Raw genomic sequence first — 23014 nt, 5'->3', positions numbered from 1 at the left:
TCGGCCAGGCGTCCGCCGTCGACGACCAGCTCACTGCCGGTCATGTAGGAAGCTGACGACGCGGCGCGGAGTTGATGGGATCGATTCCGTTACGCGGCGCGGGCTGCAGGAGGATCCGCGAGTTCGCGGAACGTTGAACCGTGCCAGACGAGCGGCTCGTTCTCACCGGCACCGAGCCGGTGCGCTTCGAGCAGTACCATCCAGTGATCGCCGGCTTCCGAAACCGAGGAGATCGAGCAGTCGAGCCACAGTGCCGCCCCGTCGATGAAGACAGCTCCGTCGTCGCTGGCCTCGATGGCGACGTGCTCGAACCGCGCCGCGCGGTCTTTGCTGGCGAGCTGTCGAGTGAGCCCGCCCTGGCCCTTCCCGAAGATTGAGACGCCGAGGCGGCCGGCCTTCGAGATTTGGTCCCATGTCTCGGACGTCTTCTGCACCGCGACGGCGACGAGGCACGGTTCCAGGGACACACCGACCATGAAGGACGATGCGACGAGCGCGTGCTTCGCGCCGTCGATTTCGGCTGCAAGTGCCGCGACGCCCGAGGGGAACTGCGCGAACGTTTGACGCACGATCATCGGATCGTCCTCGAAACCGCACAGCCTGTTCTGAATCATGACTAGTCCTTCCTTCTCTGCCACAGGCATCGCGGTCACCTCGACACGTCCGCTGCGTCGGCGGGGAGCACCGCGTCGAGCTCGGGCGCCAGATACACCATCTGGTCGCGGAAAGACTCGCTCGCGTTGCGGAACTGACGCAGTTCGCCGTCCTTCGTGAGCGCATCCCCGCTGTCGGCCCAGGCCTCTGGCGTGGGAACCTCGACCTTCATCCGCGGCATTCCAGCGATTGCCACGCGGCCGGCTGCGACCCCGGCGATCTCGAACGTCTCGCCGTACACTGTGGTGTCCTGGTGAGCCAGCCACGTCACGAAGGCAGATACAGCGCTGGGTGGAACCGTCTCGCGCATCGCGTCCTGGATGACCGGGTTCGGGAACGCGTCCTCGGTCATCGGCGTCAACGCCACCGGCATCAGCGTGGTGACCTGGACCCCGACCTCTCGCGCCTCGGCTGCGAGGCTGATGCTAAGCCCCCAGATCGCGGCCTTCGCAGCGTTGTAGGCTGTGTCGGTCGGCACTCCCATGACCCCGTTCGACGAGATGTTGATCAGACGGCCGCTGCCCGAGGCGATGAGGTGCGGCATCGCGGCGCGCGAGACCCCGACGACGCCCTTCACTGCGACGTCGAAGATCCGCCACCACGTGTCGGAGTCCATCTCCCAGAAGCGGCCGAAGGCGTTAATGCCGGCGTTGTTGACGACGATGTCCAGCTGCCCAAACGCATCCAGCGCCGTCTGGACGATGTCGGACGATCCGGTGACGACGTTATGGGTGTCCACCACCGCGGTGCCGCCGGCGCCGGTGATCTCGGCAACCGCCTCGGCAGCATTGGCCGCGTTGAAATCGTTGACGACGACGCGCGCCCCGCGGGAGGCAAGCATTTTGGCATGCTCGCGCCCCATCCCCTGCCCTGCGCCGGTGACGATCGCCACCCGTCCATTGAAATCAAGCTGTTCGCTCATTAGTAGCTCCGTTCTCCTGCGTGGAGGTTATTTTCGTAGTCGCGCTGGGAGTCCTGCGGAAGGAACTTCTCTTCCGTCTCACGCACGTAGTCGGTCGAGGGTCGCCCGAACATCGCGCCCCAACCGATGCCGTCGGTGTCCTCGGTCATTCGGTCGATGTACTCAGCGAGCGGCGTAGCCTCGCCCGACTCCTTCACCTGCATAAGCAGTCGCCACACTTCGTTGATCCCGGGCAGTACGAAGGGCACGGGCTGGATGGCCTGACCGATAGCGGTCATTTCGGCGACACTCTTGCGCCCGATCATCGGAACTCCGATGGCGTATGCGGGCCCGGGCGTCTCCTTCAGCGCGAGTTCTGCCTGCTCCCACGTGTGGAAGCCCTCGAAGAAGATGACGTCGGCGCCGGTCTCGGCTTTGTACAGCTGTGCGCGGCGAATCGCCTCGTCAACTCCGCCGCCGGCCGCGCCATATCCGTCGGTTCGCGCGACGATCACGAAGTCCGCGCCGTACTTGTCCCGTGCGTCGACCGCGGCATTGAGGCGACCGACCGCCTCGGCGTCGGACACCAGCTCGATTCCCGCGACACCGCCTGACTTCTTCGGCTCGCGCTGATCCTCGATATGGATGCCGCCGACACCGGCGTCGATGAACTCCATGACGGTGCGCTGCACGTTGATCGGCGCGCCGAAGCCGGTGTCGGCGTCGCAGTATATGGGGATGTCGACAGCGCGTGCCGTGCGTTTGGCGTGTTCGACGACCTCAGTCAGCGTGAGCCAGCCTGTGTCGGAAACGCCCTGCCACCAGGCGGACATGCCACCCGAGAGCTGGAACGCACCGAAGCCGGCGTGCTGCGCCATTTGCGCGTGGATCGGCAGGGCTCCGAACGGCATCAGCGCCGTCTCTTCGCTCTCAAAGACCGCCCGCAGCGCCTTGCCGGGTGAAGTCGGGCTCACGACGTCGCCTCCGGGGTGTTGAAGCCGACCGTTACGACGATGTAGACGCAGTCCTCGTCGTACGGATTCTTCCAAGCGTGGGGTACGCCCGCCATGACGAGCAGGTCGCCTGGCACAAGCGTGCGCTTCTTGCCGCCGGGGAGCACGAGGTCAACCTTGCCCGAAATCACGACCTCGTAGTCGATGGTGTCGCTGGCATGCATGCCGGCGTCTCCATCGTCTTCGGTGGCGGTCATGCTCTCATCGAGCGTCGCCGCGTCGACCTCGCCAGAGGAGTGCGCGGGGAAACTGCTCACCCCGAAGGTGGATCCATTGGGTCCGGCCAACGCGACCTTGCTGGGCGGAGCGCCGAAGTTTTCCTTGCTGTGGCCGCCGTCGACGGCCCAGTAGAACGCGCCCGCGGACACGCCGGGGAAGTCGAACTCGGCGGCGGGGCCTGGCTCGATGAAGTCGGCCTCGCCCGACTCGGTCGTGCCTGCTACGACGAGACGGAACTTCTTGGGGTCAGGAAACGTCATCTCATGCCTCTCTTGTTCTGAGTAGTGGACCGTCGTCAGGCGCGCAGACCGGCTTCGCGCATCAGCGGGAAGATCTGCTCGTTCATCCGGTCCAAGCCCTCGTCGTAGTCGACGAGCCCCGTGCAGACGCCGGTGATGCCCGAGTCCTGCAGCTTCTGCAGACCCTCGACGATCATCTCCGGCGTGCCGACGAGCGGAACGAGGCCGGCGCGAAAGAACGTCTTGATCGTCTCGTCCTGCTTCGGGTCCTCAGACTTCTTGTAGTTGTCCCAGCTCCAGCCGCGGGAGTCGCCGTTCATGATGATGTGCTTGTACTTGAGCGCTGCCTCATAGTCACCGTTCTCCTCGACGTACTCGAGGTACTGGCGCGCCTCCTTCTCGGTGTCCTTGCAGATGATGTGGACGCCCGACCACAGCCCGAGGTCCTCGCGGCCCGCCGCGTTGGCGTTCGCCCGCAGCTTCGGTGTGACCTCGGCACTGTGCGCAACACTCGTGATTGCCGCGAAGAGGATGTTCGCGTGCTTGAACGCGAACTGCTGGCCGGCAGGGCTCGAGCCTGCGCTCATCACCATTGGACCCGGGGTCTGCACCGGCTTCGGGTGCGACTGTGCACCCTCCAGTTGGAAGAATTCTCCGTCGAAGTCGAACTCGATCTCGTCGTTCGACCAGAGCCGCTCAACGATCGTCATCCACTCATCGGCGAGCTCGTAGCGCACGTCGTGCTCGGGCACCGGCACGCCGAACATGGCGTACTCGGGCTTGAAATAGCCCGCCGTCGCGTTCAGGCCCATCCGTCCGCCGCTGATATGGTCGACCGTCGCCATCATCTTTGCAGCCATGATCGGATGGATGAACGGGATGAGGCAGGTGGCGAAGATCTGGATGTTCTTCGTCGCCGCCGCCAGTCCCGCCGCCCACGTGAACGTCTCGAACTGGCGGCCCCAAGGACCTTCAGGGCCCGTGAGTCCCATCCACCGGGCGATCGGGATGAATCCGTCGACGCCATAGCGGTCCGCCTTCTGCGCAAGCTGCTCGATCTCGGCCCAGTTGCCCAGTTTGATCGTGTTCTCGGCCAGGTTCAGCCCTCCCTGGCCCGTCGTCACGTTCGCCCCGAAGACCGCGACCTTGAACGCGTTATCGCCACCGATCATCGGGCTCTGATCGCGTTCGACGGTGTGATCGGCGACGAAATCACGTTCTGCTGTGGTTGTCGTAGTTGCCATGTCGGTCATTGGTGTACTCCCATTCATTGCGTTGGTGAGTGCCTTCGAGCGCGCTGTAGGTGGGCGTGCGATTGCACGAACGCATCGGCTTGCCGGATCCGAGGTCTCTCGGGAAGGCAACTTGACGCGGGGGCCTGCCAGTGGATTCGACCCGTGGGCCGCTCTTCGACTCTCCCGTGATGTCCATCCGCCAGCGCCTCTGCTTGCGGCGGTTCATGTCAATGCTATGAGCCAAATCACTGTACTGGTCCGGTAAAGTACGCCAACTAACCGGAAATCTACGCCACAAGGTAAAATCGTGATCTGGAGCACGCCACCATGCTTGCGGCAATCACACACCCTGCAACGGGTCGCCCCACAACGTTGCATCACCGTGGCGATAACCCTGATGACGAGGAGTGAAGCGATGAAGTTGAACTCTTACCAGAACCTGCGCGTGCAGAACTTCAGCGTCCACAACCTGCGCGATCTGCTCCGGGATGCTGGTCTGGACTGGCGTGCCGCGCTAGCACGCGCCGACATCGCGCCCTACGCCGTCGACCGACCGGGCGGCACCATTCCCGCCAAGAAGGAGCTGGCATTCCAGCAGCAGTTCGTGGCGCTCACGCACGACCGTGTCGATCTCTGGATCCGAGCCGCGCGTGCGTACACAACGAGTACGACCGGTGCCCGCGGAATGGCCCTCGCAACAGCGCCAACCGTCGCAGCATGGCTGGAGGCCGCCACCCCGCTGGACTACACACCGGGACTCCTGCAGATCATCCCTCTGCGGACACCGGAAGGGGCAATCACCGGAATGGAATACTCCTACCCCGAGACCCCGGAAGACCTCATACCGTTCAGCGTCTACCGCGAGCTCTGTGTCACCTCACGCTCCCTTGACTGGCTGTATGGCGAACCATTCCCCTTCACACGGGTTGAATTCCCCCTCGCGGAAATCTCCCCAGAGGCCACAACGTACGTTTCCTGCGATGTCGACTGTGGCTCCGAGGCATTGCGCCTGTGGTGGGATCCCGCGATGTCGACCTATGAACTCCCCTACGGAAACGCTTTCCAGCATGCGGCCTGGGTGCGGGCCGACAACGAGGTGCTCGATTCGTTCCGAGCCACGGGAGACTGGCCCGCGACCGTCGCACAAGCCATCAAGGCCGCGCCCAAACTCAACCGGAAGCTGGCTAATGCGGCCGCGGCGCTGCGGGTATCCCCACGAACTCTTCAGCGCAAGCTGGAGCAAACTGGCCATGACTTCGTTCGGGTTCGGGATGAGACCTTAAATGAACTCGCGTCCGACTTGCTCTCGAATACAAGTCACTCCATCGCACAGATCTCCCGCACGTTGGGCTACACCGACCCTGACAGTTTCACGGTGGCGTTCAAGCGATGGACGGGCGTGCCTCCGTCGAGGTTCCGAGAAGCTGCTCGTGGCGAGGGTGACGTGAACCTCGAGGACCGAACGGCGCACCAACCCGTGATGAACGTCCCGGGTTCTCAACGGAAGCGCAACGCCTTTTAGATTCTGGCAGGTCTTTGATAGTCAGTGATTCCTCGCTTAGGCGGTACTCCACCGCCATACCATTCGCCCAGCTCCGGAGCACTTTTACTGCCCTATCTTGGAGGTGGATAACCGCCGCATGACGAGGCGTACGCCGCGGCTGGAGCGACTTATATGCCCAGTCCCCGGAGGATGGTGTCCACACCGAAGTCGAATGCTTCGTCCGCCGGTAGTTCCTGGAAGCCGGAAGGCACCAAGCGGGCGCCGGCGAGCTCAGCCCGTGTCTGTTGCTCGGCGACCGCCCCCAGGATGAAGTGCATCAGTGTTCGGGCTCCCCAGCCTGCGTGCTCCGCCGGCAGGCCGCAGTCGGACAGCAGCGCTTCGAGCAGCCGCAAGGGCTCCAGGGACTGCGGGTCGAGTGCTTGGGTGAGGGAGACGACGTCGGCGCCATCCCGCACGGACAGCAGTGCCGCCCGGATGTCCTTTGCCAGGCGCCGCACATCGGCGGCCGCACCGCCGGCGGAAGCGCCCACTGCCACCGGCGCCAGGATCCGTTCGGCAAGTATCCCGAGCAGCTCCTGTTTGTTCTTCACGTGCCAGTAGAGGGCGCCCGGCTGCACCCCCAGGTCTCGGGCCAGCCGCCGCATCGACAGGTCGGCCAGGCCGTAGCTGCGCAGGATCTCCAGACCAGTGTCGATGATCTGTTGCCGCGATAACGCCATGCAAGCTCCTTAACGTTCCCACCTGGCTCCGGCTCACTATTGACATCGACAGGGTGGACGCCGACTATTGAACGGTGTTCAATTCATTCAATGAGATAGCGGACCGACTGCTGGCTGGCGGTCGCGCAAGCCGGGCAGACGCACTTTCCGTCCTGCACTCTACCAACGACCAGTTGATAGACCTCGTTGCCGCCGCAGGCCGCCTGCGGCGCGCGCACTTCGGTAACACCGTCAAGGTGAACTATCTGGTGAACCTCAAGTCCGGCCTGTGCCCGGAGGACTGCACCTACTGTTCACAGCGGCTGGGATCGGCCGCGGAAATCCTTAAGTACACCTGGCTCAAGCCGGAGGAGACGGTGCGGCAGGCCGCACTGGGAATCGGCGGTGGAGCCTCGCGGGTGTGCCTGGTCGCCAGCGGCAAGGGCCCCACCGACCGCGACGTGGAGCGGGTGGCCGGCGCAGTAGAGCGGCTCAAGGACGAGCATCCGCGGGTCGAGGTGTGCGCTTGCCTGGGAATCCTCAAGGACGGCCAAGCGGACCGCCTTAAGGCCGCCGGCGTCGACGCCTACAACCACAACCTCAACACCAGCGAATCCAACTACCGCGATATCTGCACCACCCACGAATACGCCGATCGAGTGCGCACCGTCGAGTACGCCAAGAGCGCCGGCCTCTCCCCCTGTTCCGGACTGATCGTGGGCATGGGCGAGACGGACGAGGAGCTGGTGGACGCGGTCTTCGCGCTGCGCGAGCTGGACAGCGACTCCATTCCGGTGAACTTCCTGATGCCGTTCGAGGGCACCCCGTTGGAGGGCACCTGGCTGCTCACCCCGGCCCAGTGCCTGCGCATTTTGGCCATGGTGCGCTTCGTCTGCCCGGACAAGGAACTGCGTATGGCGGGCGGCCGCGAGATGCATCTGAGGTCCCTGCAGCCGCTGGCGCTGCAGGTGGCAAACTCCCTCTTCCTGGGTGACTACCTGACCAGCGAAGGCCAGTCTGCCGAGGCGGACCTGGCCATGATCACCGACGCCGGTTTCGTGGTTTTGGGGGCGGACGACGCCGGTGCTGGCGCCGACGCTGATCCTGCCCTCGCCGGCGGGATTGCCATCCGGCGCCGCGGCGCCGGAACGGAGCTGGCGCCCAATGCCTAGTACAGCGGGCCTGCCGTCGGTGGCAACAGCAACCGCCACCTTGGCCGCCCGCGACCGGGGCCTGCTCTGGCACCCCTACGCCCCGCTGGACGGACCGTCCCCCTACGCCGTCACAGGCGCGTCGGGGGTGCGCCTGGAGCTGGAGGCCTCGGACAGCGCGCGCTTCGAGGCCATCGACGCAATGAGTTCCTGGTGGTGTGCCATCCACGGCTACCGCAACCCGGTCCTGGACGAGGCCGTGCGGCAGCAGACCGGGCGGTTCAGCCACGTGATGTTCGGCGGCCTGACCCACGAACCGGCCGTGCAGTTGGCCGAGACACTGGTCCGGCTGGCCCCGGAGCCGCTGCAGCACGTCTTCTTCGCCGACTCCGGATCGGTCTCCGTAGAGGTGGCACTAAAGCTGGCCGTCCAGTACCAGGCCGCCGCGGGCAGGCCGGAGCGGCAGCAGTTCCTGGCCCTGCGCGGCGGTTACCACGGGGACACCTTCGCCGCGATGAGCGTCTGCGATCCGGTGGACGGCATGCATGTCGCCTTCCCGGGGCTGGTACCGCGGCAGCACTTCCTGCCCAAGCCTCCGGCGGCCCGGCTTGCCGACGACGGAAATCTAATCTCCGATGCAGACGAAGTCGCGGCCTGGACAGCACTGCTGGAGGAGACGGTAGAACGGCACCACCGCGAACTCGCCGGGATCATCGTGGAACCCGTACTGCAGGGAGCCGGTGGGATGCACATCTACGCCCCGGAGTGCCTGCGCGGCCTGCGCCGGGTCGCGGATCAATACAACCTGCTACTGATCTTCGACGAGATCGCCACCGGCTTCGGCCGCACCGGGAAGCTGTTCGCCGCCGAATGGGCCGGGGTGGCCCCCGATGTGATGTGCGTGGGCAAGGCCCTGACCGGCGGCTACCTCACGCTCGCCGCGGTGCTGTGCTCCGCCGACGTGGCCGCTGGGCCTGCTCGAGTCCAGCAACTGGCAACGGCAGGTGGACCGGGTCGGCCTCGGGCTGGCCAGGGCGCTGGCACCGGCCAGCGTACTGGCTTCAGTCCGGAACGTGCGCACCCTCGGCGCCGTCGGCGTCGTCCAGCTGAACTGTCCGGTAGACATTCCTGCCGTCACGCGGGCAGCGCTGCAACGTGGCGTGTGGGTCCGGCCCTTCCGCGACCTGGTTTACACCATGCCTCCCTACCTGGCCGATGACGACGACGTCGCGGCGATCGGCACAGCCCTCACCGCCGCCATCGCACAGGTGCACGGCTGATGGGTGCCATGCAGGACTGGCTGGCGGACCGGGAACGGGTGCGCACCAGCCGGGGACTGGTCCGCCAGACCGCAGTGCGGGCAGATGCTGCCGGCGGACAACTGCCCGCCGGGCACCTGCTGGATTTGTCCTCCAACGACTACCTTGGCCTGTCCACGGACCCGCGGCTGAAGGCCGCCGCAATTGACGCGCTCCAGCGCTGCGGAACCGGCGCGCGGGCCTCCCGCGTCGTGACCGGGACCCAGCCCGTTCACCTGGAGCTGGAGGAACGGCTCTGCGCGCTGACCGGCCAGCCAGCGGCACTGGTCTTCTCCAGCGGCTACACCGCCAACCTCGGGATCCTCACCGCACTGGGCGGACCCGGCACACTGATCATCAGCGATGAGCACATCCACGCCTCGCTCGTGGACGCCGCCCGGCTTTCACGCTCACCGGTGGAAATCTGTCCGCACTCGGACCTGGCCGCACTGGAACGGCTGCTGGCCGGACGCACCCAGCCGCGCGCCGTCGTCGTACTGGAATCGATCTACTCGGTGCTGGGAGACGCCGCTCCCCTGGCCGAGGCTGCCGCCCTGGCGGCACGGTACGACGCATTGCTGGTGGTGGATGAGGCGCACGGCCTGGGCGTAGCCGGGAACGGACGCGGACTGGTCCATGCTGCGGGACTGGCCGGAAAAGAACACGTGGTGCTCACCGCCACCCTGTCCAAGTCCCTGGGTGCCCAGGGCGGGGCGGTGCTGGGGCCCGCCCTGCTGCGCGAGCACCTGGTCAACACCGCCCGCCCGTTCATTTTCGACACCGGGCTCGCCCCGGCCGCTGCGGCCGCTGCTGCCGAGGCCTGCCGGATCATCCTGGCTGAACCGGAACTGCCTACAGCAGTCGCCCGCAACGCCACAGCCATTGCGCAGGCGTGCGGGATCGAGCGTGCCGCGGGAGCGGTTCGGTCTGTTCCGGTCGGCCGGCCCGGGCCGGCGCTGCGGATCGCCGCGCGGCTGGAGGCGGCAGGCGTGCTGGTGGGCTGTTTCCGTCCACCGAGCGTCCCGGACGGCATTTCACGGCTGCGGCTGACGGCCCGGGCGGACCTGACAGCGGAGCAGACACGGCGCGCCGCCGAGCTCGTGGCTGATGCGGTCCGGGCAGAACAGTTACTACGGGCTGAACACGCAGTACAGGCAGTACAGGCGGTACGGGCATGAATTTTCACGTCGTTAAGGATCCGGATCAGGTCCGCGAGGTCCTGCGCCGGACGGATGTCTTTGTGCCCACGAACGCCCTGACAGCCGTCGTGCCGCTGGGTCCGGCGGCGCTGAGGATCCTCAGCCGCGCGCGGTTCGCCCTGCCGCCAGTGCTGGCCTCCGCCACCGGCGAGGACCACCGCAGCGTACGGAAGCTGGTAGCCGGGTTCTTCTCTCCCGCCAAAGTAGCAGCACTGGGACCGAGGATCCGCGAACTGGCGCGCCAACGGGCAGATGTGGCCGCCGCCGGGCTGGCACACGGGACGGTGGACCTGGCCGATCTGGTGGCCAAACATATCCCGCCGGTGATCATGCAGGAATTGATTGGCCTCAACTGCCCAAACCTGGACGAGTTGAAACGCTGGAGCCGCGACTCCCTAGAGCTGTTCTGGGGCTGGCCGGACGCACAGCGCCAGGTCGAATTGGCCGTCGGCGCCGCCGACTTCTACCGCTGGCTGCGCGCCGAAGTCGAGGCCAGCCGGAACACGGATTCGCTGTTCGGAGTGCTGCACCGGGCGGGGGTGGATGCCGCCCGGATCTGTTCCCTGGGCTACTTCCTGGTCATTGCCGGGCAGGAAACCACCTCCCAGCTGATCGCCACCACGCTGTACCGCTCGCTGGAGGACCCGCAGCTGTGGCGGCGCCTGGCGTCCGGCGACAGTGAGGCCGGGCCGATGGTGCGCCGGGTGCTGGCAACCGAATCCTCCGTTTTCACTTGGCGCCGGGCAGCGGCCCAGGACACCCAGCTGAACGGACATGAACTGCCCGCAGGCGCGGAAATCCTGCTGGAGCTCAGCGGCCACCATCCCCAGGAGGCGGGCCCCAACGCGTATTCGCTGGCCTTCGGTTATGGCCTGCACCGCTGCCTCGGCGCCCGGTTGGCGGAGCTGGAGACGGCACTGGTTCTGGAGGAGACCGCCCGCGCCCTGCCCGAGATCGCCCTCACAGGTCCGGAACCGGCCTGGCTCCGGCTGTTGTCCTTCCAGGCACCGCTGACGGTGACCGTCGCCGGCACCGGCAATGGAGCCGGAACGGGAACCGCCGCCGGCTCCCGGCCAGCCATGGCGGGACGGCCCTAATGCCCGCTCCCCTGGACGCAGGAACACCCGCCCTTCCCCGGATCCTGGTGGTGACCGGCACAGACACCGGCGTGGGCAAGACCATAACGACGGCGGCGCTGGCCGCCGCCCTCACCTCGCCGGCATGGGGCAGCCGGACGGTGGCCGCCTACAAGCCGGTCCAGACCGGCGTCGAGGACGGTGAACCCGGCGACTCGGACGAAGTGCGGCGCCTGGCTGGCCTGGCAGCGGTTTCCGACGGCGCCCGGCTGCGGGCGCCGATGGCCCCTGCGGCGGCCGCCGAGCTGGAGGACACCCGGCTGCCGCACCTGGCCGTACACGTGGAACGGGTGAGGAAACTGGCCGCAGCGAACGATCACGTCCTGGTCGAAGGCGCCGGCGGTTTGCTGGTCGAACTGGACTCGGCCGGGCACACGCTGGCGGACCTTGCGGCGGCCCTTAGCGGCGGGGCCGGCACCCGGTCCGATCCGCGCGCCCTGACCGTAGGCGTCATCGTCGTCGCGCGCAGCGGCCTGGGAACCCTCAGTCACTGCATGCTCACACTGGAGGCGCTGGACAATCGGGGGCTGCCGGTGAGCGGCGTAGTGATCGGAGCCTGGCCCCAGCAGCCCGACGCGATTGAGGCCAGCAATTTCGAATACCTGAGCGGCCTGTCCACGCCGCTGGCCGGTGCGATCCCGGCCGGTGCCGCCGCAATGGATCCCGACCGGTTCCGGTCCCTAGCCCCGCAGTGGCTCGACGGGCTGGTCGCCGTCCGTTGACCGCCCCTCCCCGTGGCTCCCCGGGGAATCATTAAGTACGAGAAGGTCAATCTCGCTCGCGGCGACGCCCTCACCGCTCCCGCGCGTTGCTCCGGCCGGCGGTGCATCTGGAGGTCGGTGGTGACGACTTCTTCATCGACTTGCTGCTCATCACATCCCGACCGATCGCTACGTCGTAATCGAGCCGAAAGCCTGAAAGTTCAAGCCCGAGCATCTCAGCCAGCTCAACTTTTATGTCTTAGTCGTCAATGAAGAGATGAAGCTGCCACGGCAGCGGCCAGCGGTGGGAATTCTAACGTCCCGATCGAAGAATGAACACATCGTCCGCTATGCACTGGATGATGCGGCCAAGCCTCTGGCCGCTGCTTCCTACACGTACGACGCCCTGCCAAAGGCGGAACAGCAGCAACTACATAAGGCAGGTTATCGGCTTAAAAAATCAGCCCAAAGCAGGGGAGTTTCCGGCCCGGAAGACGGCCAGGCCCCCGGACGGGAGCTGAACAGCTTTGTGCAGGCCGCCGGAGCGCAGAAAAGTGCCACGTTGCTGAACTGGTCTCCCAAAAAGTTGGACTATTCCTACTGCAGGGTTGACAAGATGACAGCGGCTCCGACAATGAGGCAGGCCATGCCAAGGGCGCTTAAGCCGAGAACCCCTGTCCGCTGTGCGTCAAGGGGTTCACCTTTCCGCCGCGGATTTCTGTAGGCAAATATCGCCGTGGGCATGCCAAGCAAAACGCCAGTGATTATGAGCATCAAAGCCGTCTGCATGGGCTCATGCTACTGGCCGTGGGTTGGAGACGTCTGCACGGTTGTCCTAGCAACTACTTGACGTAATCTAGCTTATCGGCGTTCAAAGTACGGGAGTAGAAGTAGCTGCGAGAACCGGCCTCAGCGTGTTCTCGCGCGAGCCGGAATACATTGAGGATAAAGGTTCACACAAATATGCGGCATGGTTCCCGGCACTAGCGGCATAATCTCATCATTAGATGAGAGATTCTTGCGCAGAATTCGATCTGTGAATACCGAATCCGGACGGAGCCCGGCCCTTCTAACTAACGCGCTAGGTCGGGCTGCTGCGTAAACCGCCTGGCAGGTGCGCGGCCAGCCGGACCCGTTGTGGATACCGGTCGAAGTGGCGGCGCCCTCAAGCACTACCCTCAAACAACGATGGAAGCAGCCTTCTGTAGCTGAGCCGGTGCTATCCAAATTTCGTATCCGTCAGCTTTATGGATGAGCATTCTTTCCAGTACACCTTCTTGTGCGATCCATACGATGCTGCCGTCGGGGGTGGCATCGTCAATAATTCCGGCCCGGATGGTTTTCCCCTCGCGGCGAACTTTGACCGTAGCCCCCGGCAGCCGCTGCCAGTCTTCGAAAGGGTGCGAGCGCTCATCGTCACCCTTATCTTTCAACTCCATTTTTTCATCCATTCACTAGTCATCAGCGGTAAGTGGCGGGTAAATTGAAGAGACCGGAGCAAGCGCCGACGGAACAAACGCGGCCAGAAGATGAACCCGGAGGACTTCACCGACGGCTAGGCCATCGCCGCCTCCCCATTCACTCGCGGCAGCCTCCGCCCCATCAACCGCCGTCGCCGGGCAAGCCGGGTAAGTTGAACACGCAGTCCGTTGACCGCCTGCCCCGCAGAGGGCAAGTAGGACTTGATGCTCCAGCGCTCCGTCCAGTGATGTGGTCAGCCGGCAGCCCTGGTGGCCGCATCTAAACCGGCTACGCGGCCGAATGCCAGCGCGTCGGCGATATGGAACCCGCCGTCCTTGGTCCAGCTATAGGTGGCGCTGGCCTCGCCCGCCGCGTATAGGCCCTCGATTACCTCACCGCGGGTGTTGAGCACCCGCGACCGTCCGTCGCGCCTAGGGCCTCCATCGCTCCAGCCGAGCAGCGGCACTACCCGCAGCGCGTAGAAGGGAGCCTCCGAAACGGGCGCATGTGTTTCCGGTGCGCGGCCGAAATGGTCGTCGCGGTCGGCCTCGCAGCCGGCGTTGTAGTTGTTGATGGTCCGCTCAAGAGTGTCCGGGTCGACGTCAATTGTCGCGGCCAGCTCGCGGAGGGTTTGCGCCCGGTGTATCTGGCCGTCGGCCACCTCTTTCGAATTGTCCGCCGACCATACAAAGTTCTCCATCAGCAGCTTCCAGCCGACCGGCAGTACCGCCGTGGTCGGGCTCAATGGTCCCGCCGTGCGCATCGTTTCGTCAAAGACCAGATAGAACGCGCTGAGCGGAAACAGCTCCTCGCGCCCGTTACGCTGCACGTGTCCATGGCGATTCGCCTTGGTCTCGTCAATGAATCGGCGTCCGTCGGGCGCAATGAACACGTAGTTGCATCCGCTCCACATTGCGAGGTACAGCCCGGTCCTATCGCCTACATCGATCCCGGTGATGGTCATCATATTGTCCATGTGCCACAGGTTTGCGCCGACGCGTTGCGCCATGCGGTGACCGTCCCCGGTGTTGTGCGGCGAGCCCCACAACACGTAGTCCTCCAGCCGTAAGTAGTCCTGAACCATGGCGGGGTTGGCGGCGAACCCGCCGGTGGCTAGAACAACACCGCCGTGGGCGCCGATGATCGACAGGCCTTCCTGTCCTTGGACCTTGAGCCCGCGCACCGCCCCGTACTCGACGATCAAATCTTCGGCCCAGGTCTCGAATCGAACCTCGATGCCTCGCTCGGCGAGCGCAGCCAGAAGGAATTCGTAGAGCAGGGATTGCCCCATTTCGCCTTTGATCGTGTCCATGCCGGCATAGCAGTCAGCGCCGTCGACTTCAGAAAATTCTGCTTCAGTGTGGTAAGCGCCGGTTTGACGGACCGCGGCCCCAAGGCCGCGTAACCAGTCTGAGTTCTTCGCGGTCTCCGTCGCCCAGGTCTGCACGACGTCCGCCGCGACGGTGCGTGAGCCGTTGAGAGCGCGCAGGAACACTTCCGCTCGTTCCGGGCTGTTGTTGATGAACCAGCCGCCACCAGATACCCGGGTGTTGCCACCCGCGCACTCCGACGGGCATTTATCGATCACCAGAACACGCGCGCCATGTTCGTGTGCGCCCAACGCGGCGGCCGCTCCGGCCGCTCCAACGCCGATAACGACGACGTCGTACTGCTCATCGAATGCTCCGTGTACCACATGGACCTCCCAGAGTGAGTCGCCTTCAGACCAGCTGCAATTGAGCCAACGGTAAGGAACTCTCCCCCTACACACTGCCGGACATCCCACTCCCCGGGACAGAATGCCTATCCGTTCAGTGGGAAGGGGCGCCGCAGCGGCCCAGCAGCAGCGCATGTTCACGGCCTAGGCCGGAGCCTGCGCCGGTGACGACCACGGCACGGCCCGCCAGCAGCGCCGGGTCCGCATTCCCGGTCACCGGGACCGCAGCGACCCCCTGGCCGGCATTAGCTGAAATACCTCTGAGAGGAATTGAACAACATACTGGTGCTCGTAACAAGTGCTTGGTAGGTTCTTCAAAGGATGCTGCGGTCGATCCCAGATCTACGACCGCAGCCGATACCTACCATTCAGGGCGAGGGAGTTCATTCCATGCTGGAAAACGAGGAGCCGGGGAGCATCGCGGCCATGCCGGCAGTTGATCTCATGCCCTCGGCGGCAGGCGCCTTTGCGCGGCTGCCTGGAACCGCCATCGTACTGGGCGGCTCCGGCGGGATCGGCGCAGCCGTGGTCCGCCAGCTCGCCGCCCAGGGCAGCCGGGTACTGTTCAGCTACTATCGCAATCCGGAAACGGCTCGTGACCTGGCCCAGGAGTTGGGCGACCACGTTTCCGCCGTCCGGCTGGAGCTCACCGATGAGGCCGCCGTTGCGGCGGCGTTCCGGGACGCGGCGACCCGGACCAGCGGCATCCATACCCTCGTCCATGCGGCGGGACCGCATGTTCCGCAGCGGTACCTGAGCCAGGTACCGCCGGCCCAGATGGCCGAGCAGCTCAACGACGATGTCAAGGCGTTCTATACCTGCGCCCATCTGGGTCTGCCGTATCTGCGCCGGTCGGCAGGCTCCATCGTTGCCGTCACCACCGCAGCCACCCGGCGCTATCCCACCCGGGACGGCCTTTCCAGCGGCCCGAAGGGTGCCGTCGAGGCACTGGCCCGCGCGCTGGCCGTCGAGGAGGGCCGGTACGGTGTGAGGGTGAACTGTGTGGGGCCGGGCATGCTCACCGATGGCATGGCACAGCGACTGATGGCATCCGGGGATTTCGACCAGAGGGCTCAGGCAGCGGCCACGGCCAGTATCCCGCTGCGCCGCTACGGCTCGGCGGCCGATATCGCCGCCGCCGTGTGCTTCCTGGCCTCGCCGCAAGCGAATTTCATCAGCGGGCAAAAGCTCGACGTCGACGGCGGTTACGGCGCCTGAGGCGAGCCTTCGCAGAGGCCAGCAGCGCATGATCAAGAAGAAAGGCAGGTAATGCAGGACAGGGCAGAGCCAAGGACAATTCCGGAACTGGTGCGATTCAGCGCTCAGAACTACGCCAGCCGTGAGGCCATCGTCGATGGCCAGGTGCGCCTGACCTTCGACGACCTGCAGGAACAGGTGGCCCTGGCCGTCCGCGGGCTCATGCCCCTTGGCGTCGGACGCGGCAACCGTGTGGCGCACTGGGCACCCAACACCTTCCGCTGGGTGATCGGCGCCCTTGCCGCGGCGTCGGTGGGTGCCGCCGTCGTGCCCTTTAATACTCGGTACAGGGGAATCGAGGCCCATGAAATTCTGCGCCGGGCACGGGTCACGGTGCTCATTGCGGCCGAGAGCTTCCTCAGCACTGTCTATCTTGAACTGCTTGCCGATGCTGCTGCGGAACTGGGCTATTCAGGCCCCGCCCCGCTCGTCCCCGGCCTGCCCGCCCTCCGGACGGTGGTGCTGCTGCCCTCCACCGAAGGACTCCCGGACCGGGCCGGGACAGGGCTGCTGACCTGGACGGAACTGCTGGCGCGGGCCGAAAAGGTTCCTGCCACGGATTTCCAGGAGCGTGCCGGCTCGGTGGAACCGGGCGATGTCGCCCACGGCCAAAACCTGCTAGCCAATGTGGCCTGCGAGATGCTGGTCCGCGGGCCGAACGTCATGCTGGGCTATCTGGATGACCCGGCAGCCACCTCTGCGGCCATCGACGCCGACTGCTGGCTGGCCAACTACAAGATCCAAGGCTCCGTCGAGACTACTGGCCGGCTGCCCCGCAGCCCCATGGGCAAGATCCTCAAGCGGGAGCTGCGGACTGCCAGCACACCTATGGAGGAAGCCCATGCCTAGCCTCAGCACAGAGCACGGAGTCGCTGTCCTGGACTTGGGCAGCGGCGAGAACCGCTTCACCCTAGCCTGGCTGGAGGAGCTGGGCCGGCTGCTCGACAAGGTCCTGACCGATCCGCCCCCTGCCCTGGTCACCACCGGCACCGGCAAGTTCTACTCGAACGGACTCGACGTCGCAGAGTCCGAGGGCCCGGTGGCGCTGGAAGCGGATTACGTCCGGGCGGTCCAGGAACTGTACAGCCGGATCCTGACCCTGCCGCTGCCCACCGCGGCTGCGATCAACGGGCATGCCTTCGGGGCCGGAGCGCTGCTGGCCATGGCGCACGACTACCGGGTGATGCGCGCGGACCGCGGCTTCTTCTGCTTCCCCGAGGTGCACATCGGCATTCCCTTTACCCCCGGGATGGCGGCCCTGGTCCAGTGCAAGCTGGACCCGCTGACCGCCCGGGACGCCATGCTCACCGGCCGCCGCTTCGGCGGCGCGGAAGCCGCCGAAGCGGGACTGGCCGACGCCGCCATCGGGCAGCAGGAGCTGATCGGGCACGCTGCCGCGCTGGCCACAGCGAACCCGCCGGGGCATCCTGCCACCCTGGGCACCGTGAAAGCCGTGATGTACGCCGAGGCCATCCAGGCGCTGGCCCTGCCCCATCGGCCGTAGCCGCGGGGCAGGGCCGGCGGTTCTGCGGCCGCCCGTGCTGCCGTCACAGGCGGCCCGGTGAGGGCAGGCCGCCGCCGGTAGTAACCGTGTGGCTTACCGGGCTGCGGCCGATGCCCCGGCACGCCGGCCAAAGAATGTGCCGTCGCCCAGGGACGTGCCGCTGATGTATCCCTGGCCGTGCAGGCCCGACGTGGCCCGGCCGGCGGCATAAAGCCCCTGCATCGGGGATCCGGACACATCAAGGACTTCTCCATCGAGTCCGGTCCGCAGGCCGCCAAGGGTAAAGACTTCCGCCCCGCCCCGACCTGCAGTGCCCTGCTCCGGCGTTGCCATACCGCGGCTGACGTCGATGGCCGCGAACGGTGGCTCCAACGGGCGCAGCCACCGCTTGTCCTTGTGAAAGTACGGGTCCTCGCCGACTGCTGCATGCCTGTTGTACACGCTCACTGTGGCCGCCAGGGAGCCCTCGGGCATGCCGACCTCCTGCTCCAGTTCCTCGATGGTATCGGCAACGAAGTGCGGCTGCACGCCCCAGCGCTCATCCTCCGGCACTTCCTCATAGGCCTGTTCGTCGAGGATGACCCAGACAGACATCTGCTGCCGGAACAGGGCAGCTTGTCCCAGCAGGCCGGGATATTGGTCTTCGTTGATGAACCGTTGCCCGACGGCATTGACCAGCATGCCGCGCACAACCATTCCCGGTATCAGGGCAATGCCTACTTGGGCGGCCGACATCCGCTGCACTGCTGCCCCTGCAGCCTGGGCCATTTTGATTCCGTGTCCGTCATCCCCGCCATCGCTGGTCACGCCCAGTCCGGTCAGCTGGGGCGCATGCAGGGCCACCATCTCACCGTTGTCCGCAAACCCGCCGGTCGTGAGGATGACTCCGCGCCGGGCCCGGTAGGTTACTGCTTTCCCAAAGCGGCGCGCAACGACACCAACAACTTTCGGGCCCTCGAGGATGAGCTGTGAGGCCTGAGTGTCCGTGTGGACCTGGGCCCCGGCGTCGTCGACGGCCGTGGACAGCACGCTCATCAGCACCTTGCCGCCGAAGCCTTCCGCTGTGACCCGATGGCCGCGGGGTGCCGGCTTGGCAAGGCCGGTGTAGGGCCAGGCGTTTTCGCCCAGCCACATCAGACCGTCGTCGGTGGGTGGAACCCAAGCAGGAGAATCCCAGAGTGAGGGTTTGAACGGGACCCCGTACTTGGTGAGCCAATCGTAATGCTCCAGGCTGCCGCGGCAATAGAGCCTGATCTTCTCGGCATCGGCGTGAGGTCCCAGCGCCGCGAGCAGGTAGGCTTCCATGTCCTCTGCGGTGTCGGTGAAGCCACAGGCGTGCTGGATTGGTGTACCACCCCCGAGATAGATCTCTCCGCCGGAGAGCGCAGACGATCCGCCTCCGCCGCTGGCGCGTTCAAGGACGACGACGTCGGCGCCCCGGCCACGCGCTTCCAGGGCAGCGGCCGCTCCGGCGCAGCCGTATCCGATCACCAACACGTCGGTCTCGAAATCGATCGAGTCAATATTGCGGGCGTCCACCGGTCCCGCCGGTCCCTGTGTACTCATCATTGATGCCTCTCCGGTTGCCGATTGATGGGGTCATTCAGTCACGGCCGCGTGTGCTGGTGCAGTTCCGGTCCCGGCCACCGGGACCGGCAGGAATCGCGGCGGCTGTCGGTCCCCAGCAGGAGCCACAGGCCTGCGGCCCCGGCCCGGATGGCTTTTCGCCCCCGTTTCTCGATGCTGTGCCGCTCAACGCGGCACGGAGCCTGCCAGTGCTAGGAGCATGGGTCCCTAGTGGTCTGAGTGTCTAATGGGGCGGGGGCTGGTAGCGGTTTCCCTGCGTGAGCGTCCTCGCGTGCCGGGGACCTGCCGGACGCCTTTACGCGTCGGCGGGGACGGTCCTTTGGTCCTGCCGGTAGGTGAAGAGTTTAAGCAGGTTGTGGCAGCCAGCGAGCAGGTTCCCGTTCGTGGAAGGCCTGGTCGAGGCTGCGGAGCAGCACGTGTTTGCCCTGCCTGGTGTGGATCCGCCCGAAGACCGGCTCCACGATTGCTTTGCGCCAGGCCAGACGGCCCTGCCCCTCTTGGTTTTGAGTTTGCGGGCCATGCGTTCATTCAGCGTGGCGTTGGCGGGGATCCTGCTCCAAGGCGCGTCCGGGACTTTTCGCCGTGCTTGAGCCGGCCGGTGGCGCTGAAGAACTCTGTGCCGCCGGCAGTCCCGCGCTCGATCTCTTTGACGTGTTCGAGGTGGGCTGAGCCGTCCGCAGTTCCCATGATCCGCGCGTCCGGATCGGTGTAGTTCCGCTGCGTCGTGCACTTCGGCTTGGCCTTCGCGGCTGCTTCCTCGCCCTTGGCGGCCGCGGTACCGTCATCACCGCTGCGGTCTTTGGCCTTGGCCTTGGCCTCCGGGCTCGCGCCCGCGCTTTTTTGAGCCGCTTCCGCTCCAGCGACTCCCGGGTCACCGGCCATTTTCGACGTAGCTCATCGCCTTCCGCCGCGAGGCGTTGGCCCGCACCTTCGTACCGTCCAGGGCCACCTGGCCGAGTTTGACCATGTAAGCGGCCCGGCAAAGCTCCAGGGCCTGCAGGAACACGTTGCCCAACGTGGCCAGATGGCGTTTGCGGAACCGGCTGGTGGACCTAAAGTCCGGGGCCTGCTGCGCGGCTAGCCACTGGAACGCGTCCACATCGACACAGGCACGTTCCAGCTCCCGGGCGGACCGGAACCCCGTCACAGTACCCGTAGAGCAGGATCCACTGCATCAGCCGCGGGTCGTACGGCGGTTGGCCCTTCGTCTTCGCATACGAGTCATAGAACGGGACAGATCCAGTTCCTCCTCTACCGGGGACGACCACTCATCCCAAAGACGGCGGCACCAGCATCGCCGCGTGAGGCTCAAGGCTTTGAACCGCTTGTTCACCCCGGCGCCAGCCTCCACCGCGTCCCCGCCGGCAGGCTCGACGCGCTCCGTCCCTCGTCAAACAGGCCGTCCTGGGAGTCAGAGCTCATACCCCAATTCTTCCAGCCACCCGAACCTCAGCCCGGCAATTCCCCCCCGGCTAGTGGAGGGGCATTGGTTGGGACCGGGACAACGTGCTGATCACCACCATGACTTTGATGCGTTCCCGGCGCTCACCGCATCACCTCCGCGAAAGCACCTTCGGTGATTACGGCGTCGGCGGACAGCGGGCGCCGAATGGACCACGTCTCAATAAAGTGGCACTTGGACATCTTCCACTGGCCGTCCTCGAGCCGGTATTCGTCGTTGTACTCCCCGGTTGAGAGGGTCTCGGTGTTGTCCAGCAGATTCACCTGCCGGAACCGAAGTGTCCACCGGCCGGACGCGGTGTCCTCGCCGGCCAGCGTGATCTCGGGGTGCATGCCATGGCGCATGTCGTAGATCACGTATTGGCCCTCGACCCTGTGCAGTGCGATCCGTGTGAAGATTTCCGTCATCCGGTCGGCATCGTCGAAAGAACCGAGCCGGCCGTAGTCGATGTTCGCTCCCGAACGGATGAAGCAGTCGCGGAACGTCTTCGGGTCCTTGCCGTCACAGGCCCTCCAGTACCGGTACTTGAGGTTCTTGATCGCCTCGATCCGTTCGAGGGCGTTGATTCGCTGCGTCAGGTCCATCGGTTCTCTCCATTTCTTCGGTTCATGGCCGAGCCACTGTTCTGGGTGGGCACCGTTATGGCCGGCGTACTGACTGCCCTCCGGCAGGTCGAGGTCGCGGAGGAACTCGATAAACGCCGCGTTGACCTCACCTGGCTTATCCATGGCGCATGTAGCCGCCACCGGGCACCGCTCTCACGGCACGGACATCCTGACGGTGTTGCTTCATATACTTGATGGGGTCCTCTCTATATCCAGTGCGCGAGATTGAGGTCCCCGGCGAGGTACCAGTTGATGCCATCGCGGAAGCCGCTGCGTGCATAGTCGGAGACGTACATCCAAGCTCCCATTCCTTCAGCCGCGACCATGGCAGCTGAGGCGGTTCCCGGGGTGCTTTGCGGTAGGAGCTGGCGGGCGGGTGGGCCCATACTTGGGTGAAGTCCGCTTCCTCGGAGAGGATGTCGTAGTCGTCTCGGGGTGCTCTTACTTACAGGTGATGCGTCAGTCGATGATGGCGTCCGCGAAGACAGGCGGACTGCCGAGGAACGGGCGGTGTGAGGGCGGCTGTTGGCCTTCGGTGTCGCGGACCCCGAACTCCTCGGCGACCTCGGCACCGATCAGTACCCGTCCGCTGTATTTCATCAGCTGCGGGTCGCGGGCGAGGGCGTCGATCACGCGTCCGGTGAACTCCGGAGACTCCGCGGTGGCGGCCAGTTCCTCGTACGCCCCGGGGTTCGCGGCGAATGCGGCGAGCGTACGCTCGGTCTTGAGCAGACCCATCCAGATCGAGACGACCGCGACGTCGAACGGTCGGAAGTCGACGGCCATGTCGTGGGCCATCTTGTCGACAGCGGCCTTGCCGGCGCCGTAGGCGGGGCCGTGCATGTAGCACGTGCCGCCGAACGACGAGGTGTTCACCACGAGCCCCTCGCCGTTCGCGGCGAGCAGCGGCGCGGCGTAGTAGCTGGAGACATAACTCGACCGCATGCCGACGTCGAACAGATCGAGCAGGGACAACGGCTTCTCCCAGAACGGTCCCGGCGTCGTGAGCGCGTCCGGCACCGCGAGCGCGTTATTGACCAGGATGTCGAGGCGGCCGTCCTCCTCACCCACCTGCTCGAACAGCGCCTGCACCTGTGCGTCGTCGCTATGGTCGACCACGACGGGCACCCCGAGGCCGCCACGACGGGTGATCTCTTCGGCGGTCGCGAACACGGTGCCGGGCAGCGGCGAGTCGCCCTCGGTCTGCGTGCGTCCCGTGACGTAGACCTTGGCCCCGGTCGCGCCCAGCGCCAGTGCGATGCCTTTACCGGCACCCCGGCTGGCCCCGGTGACCACCACCACCCGCTCCGAACTCATGCCCACCATGGACTCCTCTCGCAGTCGGGCGACCACACACTTTCGGTATGGCCCACGTCTCATTGATTACACCGTATCGATCCGAAACCGCGCATACCCTGTCCCGCTGGACGGGATTGCCCCACCTGCGTGCTTCCCGGTGAGCGGTCTTGTTCA

Annotated in this window: 20 protein-coding genes and 2 pseudogenes; 10 read left to right on the top strand and 12 right to left on the bottom strand. The window is 65.6% G+C overall.

What is annotated here, in order from left to right:
• Positions 1-89 precede the first annotated feature (89 nt).
• The 5 genes from AC5RW2_RS17655 to AC5RW2_RS17635 are packed head-to-tail and all read right to left on the bottom strand — an operon-like array spanning position 90 to position 4279.
• Positions 90-614: a flavin reductase family protein gene (locus AC5RW2_RS17655; protein ID WP_493962725.1), complete on the bottom strand. Its 525-nt coding sequence runs from the start codon at positions 612-614 to the stop codon at positions 90-92.
• 35 nt (positions 615-649) lie between these two features.
• On the bottom strand, positions 650-1576 hold the full coding sequence (locus AC5RW2_RS17650; protein ID WP_493962726.1) for an SDR family NAD(P)-dependent oxidoreductase: 927 nt from the start codon (positions 1574-1576) through the stop codon (positions 650-652).
• Positions 1576-2529 carry an isocitrate lyase/PEP mutase family protein gene (locus AC5RW2_RS17645; RefSeq protein ID WP_493962727.1) on the bottom strand — a complete coding sequence of 318 codons (954 nt, stop codon included), beginning with the start codon at positions 2527-2529 and terminating at the stop codon, positions 1576-1578. The genes AC5RW2_RS17650 and AC5RW2_RS17645 overlap by 1 nt, the downstream gene beginning before the upstream one ends.
• Entirely contained in the window at positions 2526-3047 is a 522-nt protein-coding gene (locus AC5RW2_RS17640; RefSeq protein WP_493962728.1) for a cupin domain-containing protein, read from the bottom strand. Before AC5RW2_RS17640 ends, AC5RW2_RS17645 begins: the two co-directional genes overlap by 4 nt.
• Positions 3048-3082: 35 nt before the next feature.
• Positions 3083-4279 (bottom strand): LLM class flavin-dependent oxidoreductase, encoded by a 1197-nt coding sequence (locus tag AC5RW2_RS17635; RefSeq protein WP_493951594.1) that lies wholly within the window; start codon positions 4277-4279, stop codon positions 3083-3085.
• 397 nt (positions 4280-4676) lie between these two features.
• Here AC5RW2_RS17635 and AC5RW2_RS17630 point away from each other — a divergent pair, with 397 nt between their 5' ends.
• A complete protein-coding gene (locus AC5RW2_RS17630) occupies positions 4677-5783 on the top strand; it encodes a helix-turn-helix domain-containing protein (protein WP_494074332.1) in 1107 nt (368 codons plus the stop codon).
• A 149-nt stretch (positions 5784-5932) separates the two neighbouring features.
• On the opposite strand, the gene AC5RW2_RS17625 is transcribed toward AC5RW2_RS17630, so the two are convergent.
• Complete coding sequence (locus tag AC5RW2_RS17625) at positions 5933-6484, bottom strand: TetR/AcrR family transcriptional regulator C-terminal domain-containing protein (protein WP_493962730.1); 552 nt, start codon at positions 6482-6484, stop codon at positions 5933-5935.
• A 74-nt stretch (positions 6485-6558) separates the two neighbouring features.
• On the opposite strand from AC5RW2_RS17625, the gene bioB reads away from it, so the two are divergent.
• The 6 genes and pseudogenes from bioB to AC5RW2_RS17595 all read left to right on the top strand — a co-directional run bounded on the left by bioB (position 6559) and on the right by AC5RW2_RS17595 (position 12672).
• Positions 6559-7635: a biotin synthase BioB gene (gene bioB, locus AC5RW2_RS17620; protein WP_493962731.1), complete on the top strand. Its 1077-nt coding sequence runs from the start codon at positions 6559-6561 to the stop codon at positions 7633-7635.
• A pseudogene (locus AC5RW2_RS17615) lies at positions 7628-8894 on the top strand (aspartate aminotransferase family protein). Before bioB ends, AC5RW2_RS17615 begins: the two are co-directional and overlap by 8 nt.
• Positions 8894-10090, top strand: coding sequence for an 8-amino-7-oxononanoate synthase (locus AC5RW2_RS17610; RefSeq protein ID WP_493962732.1), 1197 nt, complete (start codon positions 8894-8896; stop codon positions 10088-10090). The pseudogene AC5RW2_RS17615 and the gene AC5RW2_RS17610 overlap by 1 nt, the downstream one beginning before the upstream one ends.
• Complete coding sequence (locus tag AC5RW2_RS17605) at positions 10087-11208, top strand: cytochrome P450 (RefSeq protein WP_493962733.1); 1122 nt, start codon at positions 10087-10089, stop codon at positions 11206-11208. Before AC5RW2_RS17610 ends, AC5RW2_RS17605 begins: the two co-directional genes overlap by 4 nt.
• Positions 11208-11969 carry a dethiobiotin synthase gene (gene bioD, locus AC5RW2_RS17600; protein WP_493962734.1) on the top strand — a complete coding sequence of 254 codons (762 nt, stop codon included), beginning with the start codon at positions 11208-11210 and terminating at the stop codon, positions 11967-11969. Before AC5RW2_RS17605 ends, bioD begins: the two co-directional genes overlap by 1 nt.
• A 256-nt stretch (positions 11970-12225) precedes the next feature.
• Positions 12226-12672, top strand: a complete 447-nt coding sequence (locus AC5RW2_RS17595; protein ID WP_493962735.1) for a hypothetical protein — start codon at positions 12226-12228, stop codon at positions 12670-12672.
• A 454-nt stretch (positions 12673-13126) separates the two neighbouring features.
• Here AC5RW2_RS17595 and AC5RW2_RS17590 read toward each other — a convergent pair whose 3' ends face one another.
• Positions 13127-13399, bottom strand: coding sequence for a hypothetical protein (locus tag AC5RW2_RS17590; RefSeq protein ID WP_493962736.1), 273 nt, complete (start codon positions 13397-13399; stop codon positions 13127-13129).
• Between the two features lie 263 nt (positions 13400-13662).
• Positions 13663-15105, bottom strand: a complete 1443-nt coding sequence (locus AC5RW2_RS17585) for an FAD-dependent oxidoreductase (RefSeq protein WP_494074331.1) — start codon at positions 15103-15105, stop codon at positions 13663-13665.
• 411 nt (positions 15106-15516) lie between these two features.
• Here AC5RW2_RS17585 and AC5RW2_RS17580 point away from each other — a divergent pair, with 411 nt between their 5' ends.
• From AC5RW2_RS17580 to AC5RW2_RS17570, 3 genes are all read left to right on the top strand, one after another.
• A complete protein-coding gene (locus AC5RW2_RS17580) occupies positions 15517-16344 on the top strand; it encodes an SDR family NAD(P)-dependent oxidoreductase (protein WP_493962737.1) in 828 nt (275 codons plus the stop codon).
• A gap of 90 nt (positions 16345-16434) precedes the next feature.
• Positions 16435-17232 (top strand): AMP-binding protein, encoded by a 798-nt coding sequence (locus tag AC5RW2_RS17575; RefSeq protein ID WP_493962738.1) that lies wholly within the window; start codon positions 16435-16437, stop codon positions 17230-17232.
• Positions 17225-17887, top strand: coding sequence for an enoyl-CoA hydratase/isomerase family protein (locus tag AC5RW2_RS17570; protein ID WP_493962739.1), 663 nt, complete (start codon positions 17225-17227; stop codon positions 17885-17887). The genes AC5RW2_RS17575 and AC5RW2_RS17570 overlap by 8 nt, the downstream gene beginning before the upstream one ends.
• A 93-nt stretch (positions 17888-17980) precedes the next feature.
• Here AC5RW2_RS17570 and AC5RW2_RS17565 read toward each other — a convergent pair whose 3' ends face one another.
• From AC5RW2_RS17565 to AC5RW2_RS17550, 4 genes and pseudogenes are all read right to left on the bottom strand, one after another.
• Positions 17981-19453, bottom strand: a complete 1473-nt coding sequence (locus AC5RW2_RS17565) for an FAD-dependent oxidoreductase (RefSeq protein ID WP_494074330.1) — start codon at positions 19451-19453, stop codon at positions 17981-17983.
• Between the two features lie 316 nt (positions 19454-19769).
• Positions 19770-20769: pseudogene (locus AC5RW2_RS17560) on the bottom strand (transposase).
• A gap of 250 nt (positions 20770-21019) precedes the next feature.
• The gene (locus AC5RW2_RS17555) at positions 21020-21664 is read right to left on the bottom strand and encodes a nuclear transport factor 2 family protein (protein WP_493962741.1); all 645 of its coding nucleotides are present in this window, start codon (positions 21662-21664) and stop codon (positions 21020-21022) included.
• 336 nt (positions 21665-22000) lie between these two features.
• A complete protein-coding gene (locus tag AC5RW2_RS17550) occupies positions 22001-22921 on the bottom strand; it encodes an SDR family NAD(P)-dependent oxidoreductase (protein WP_493962742.1) in 921 nt (306 codons plus the stop codon).
• Between the last annotated feature and the right edge of the window lie 93 nt (positions 22922-23014).

Source organism: Arthrobacter sp. B0316-1-20, from assembly GCF_059091865.1.
This window is presented reverse-complemented; position numbering and strand designations above follow the sequence as displayed.

Excerpts from the sequence above, each read along its gene's own strand:
- AC5RW2_RS17605 (WP_493962733.1), top strand. The coding sequence starts at position 10,087 with ATGAATTTTCACGTCGTTAAGGATCCGGATCAGGTCCGCGAGGTCCTG.
- AC5RW2_RS17580 (WP_493962737.1), top strand. The coding sequence starts at position 15,517 with ATGCTGGAAAACGAGGAGCCGGGGAGCATCGCGGCCATGCCGGCAGTT.
- AC5RW2_RS17640 (WP_493962728.1), bottom strand. The coding sequence starts at position 3,047 with ATGACGTTTCCTGACCCCAAGAAGTTCCGTCTCGTCGTAGCAGGCACG.
- AC5RW2_RS17595 (WP_493962735.1), top strand. The coding sequence starts at position 12,226 with ATGAAGCTGCCACGGCAGCGGCCAGCGGTGGGAATTCTAACGTCCCGA.
- AC5RW2_RS17650 (WP_493962726.1), bottom strand. The coding sequence starts at position 1,576 with ATGAGCGAACAGCTTGATTTCAATGGACGGGTGGCGATCGTCACCGGC.
- AC5RW2_RS17625 (WP_493962730.1), bottom strand. The coding sequence starts at position 6,484 with ATGGCGTTATCGCGGCAACAGATCATCGACACTGGTCTGGAGATCCTG.
- AC5RW2_RS17570 (WP_493962739.1), top strand. The coding sequence starts at position 17,225 with ATGCCTAGCCTCAGCACAGAGCACGGAGTCGCTGTCCTGGACTTGGGC.
- AC5RW2_RS17635 (WP_493951594.1), bottom strand. The coding sequence starts at position 4,279 with ATGACCGACATGGCAACTACGACAACCACAGCAGAACGTGATTTCGTC.
- bioD (WP_493962734.1), top strand. The coding sequence starts at position 11,208 with ATGCCCGCTCCCCTGGACGCAGGAACACCCGCCCTTCCCCGGATCCTG.
- AC5RW2_RS17610 (WP_493962732.1), top strand. The coding sequence starts at position 8,894 with ATGGGTGCCATGCAGGACTGGCTGGCGGACCGGGAACGGGTGCGCACC.
- AC5RW2_RS17565 (WP_494074330.1), bottom strand. The coding sequence starts at position 19,453 with ATGAGTACACAGGGACCGGCGGGACCGGTGGACGCCCGCAATATTGAC.
- AC5RW2_RS17590 (WP_493962736.1), bottom strand. The coding sequence starts at position 13,399 with ATGGATGAAAAAATGGAGTTGAAAGATAAGGGTGACGATGAGCGCTCG.
- AC5RW2_RS17655 (WP_493962725.1), bottom strand. The coding sequence starts at position 614 with ATGATTCAGAACAGGCTGTGCGGTTTCGAGGACGATCCGATGATCGTG.
- AC5RW2_RS17630 (WP_494074332.1), top strand. The coding sequence starts at position 4,677 with ATGAAGTTGAACTCTTACCAGAACCTGCGCGTGCAGAACTTCAGCGTC.
- AC5RW2_RS17550 (WP_493962742.1), bottom strand. The coding sequence starts at position 22,921 with ATGAGACGTGGGCCATACCGAAAGTGTGTGGTCGCCCGACTGCGAGAG.
- AC5RW2_RS17555 (WP_493962741.1), bottom strand. The coding sequence starts at position 21,664 with ATGGATAAGCCAGGTGAGGTCAACGCGGCGTTTATCGAGTTCCTCCGC.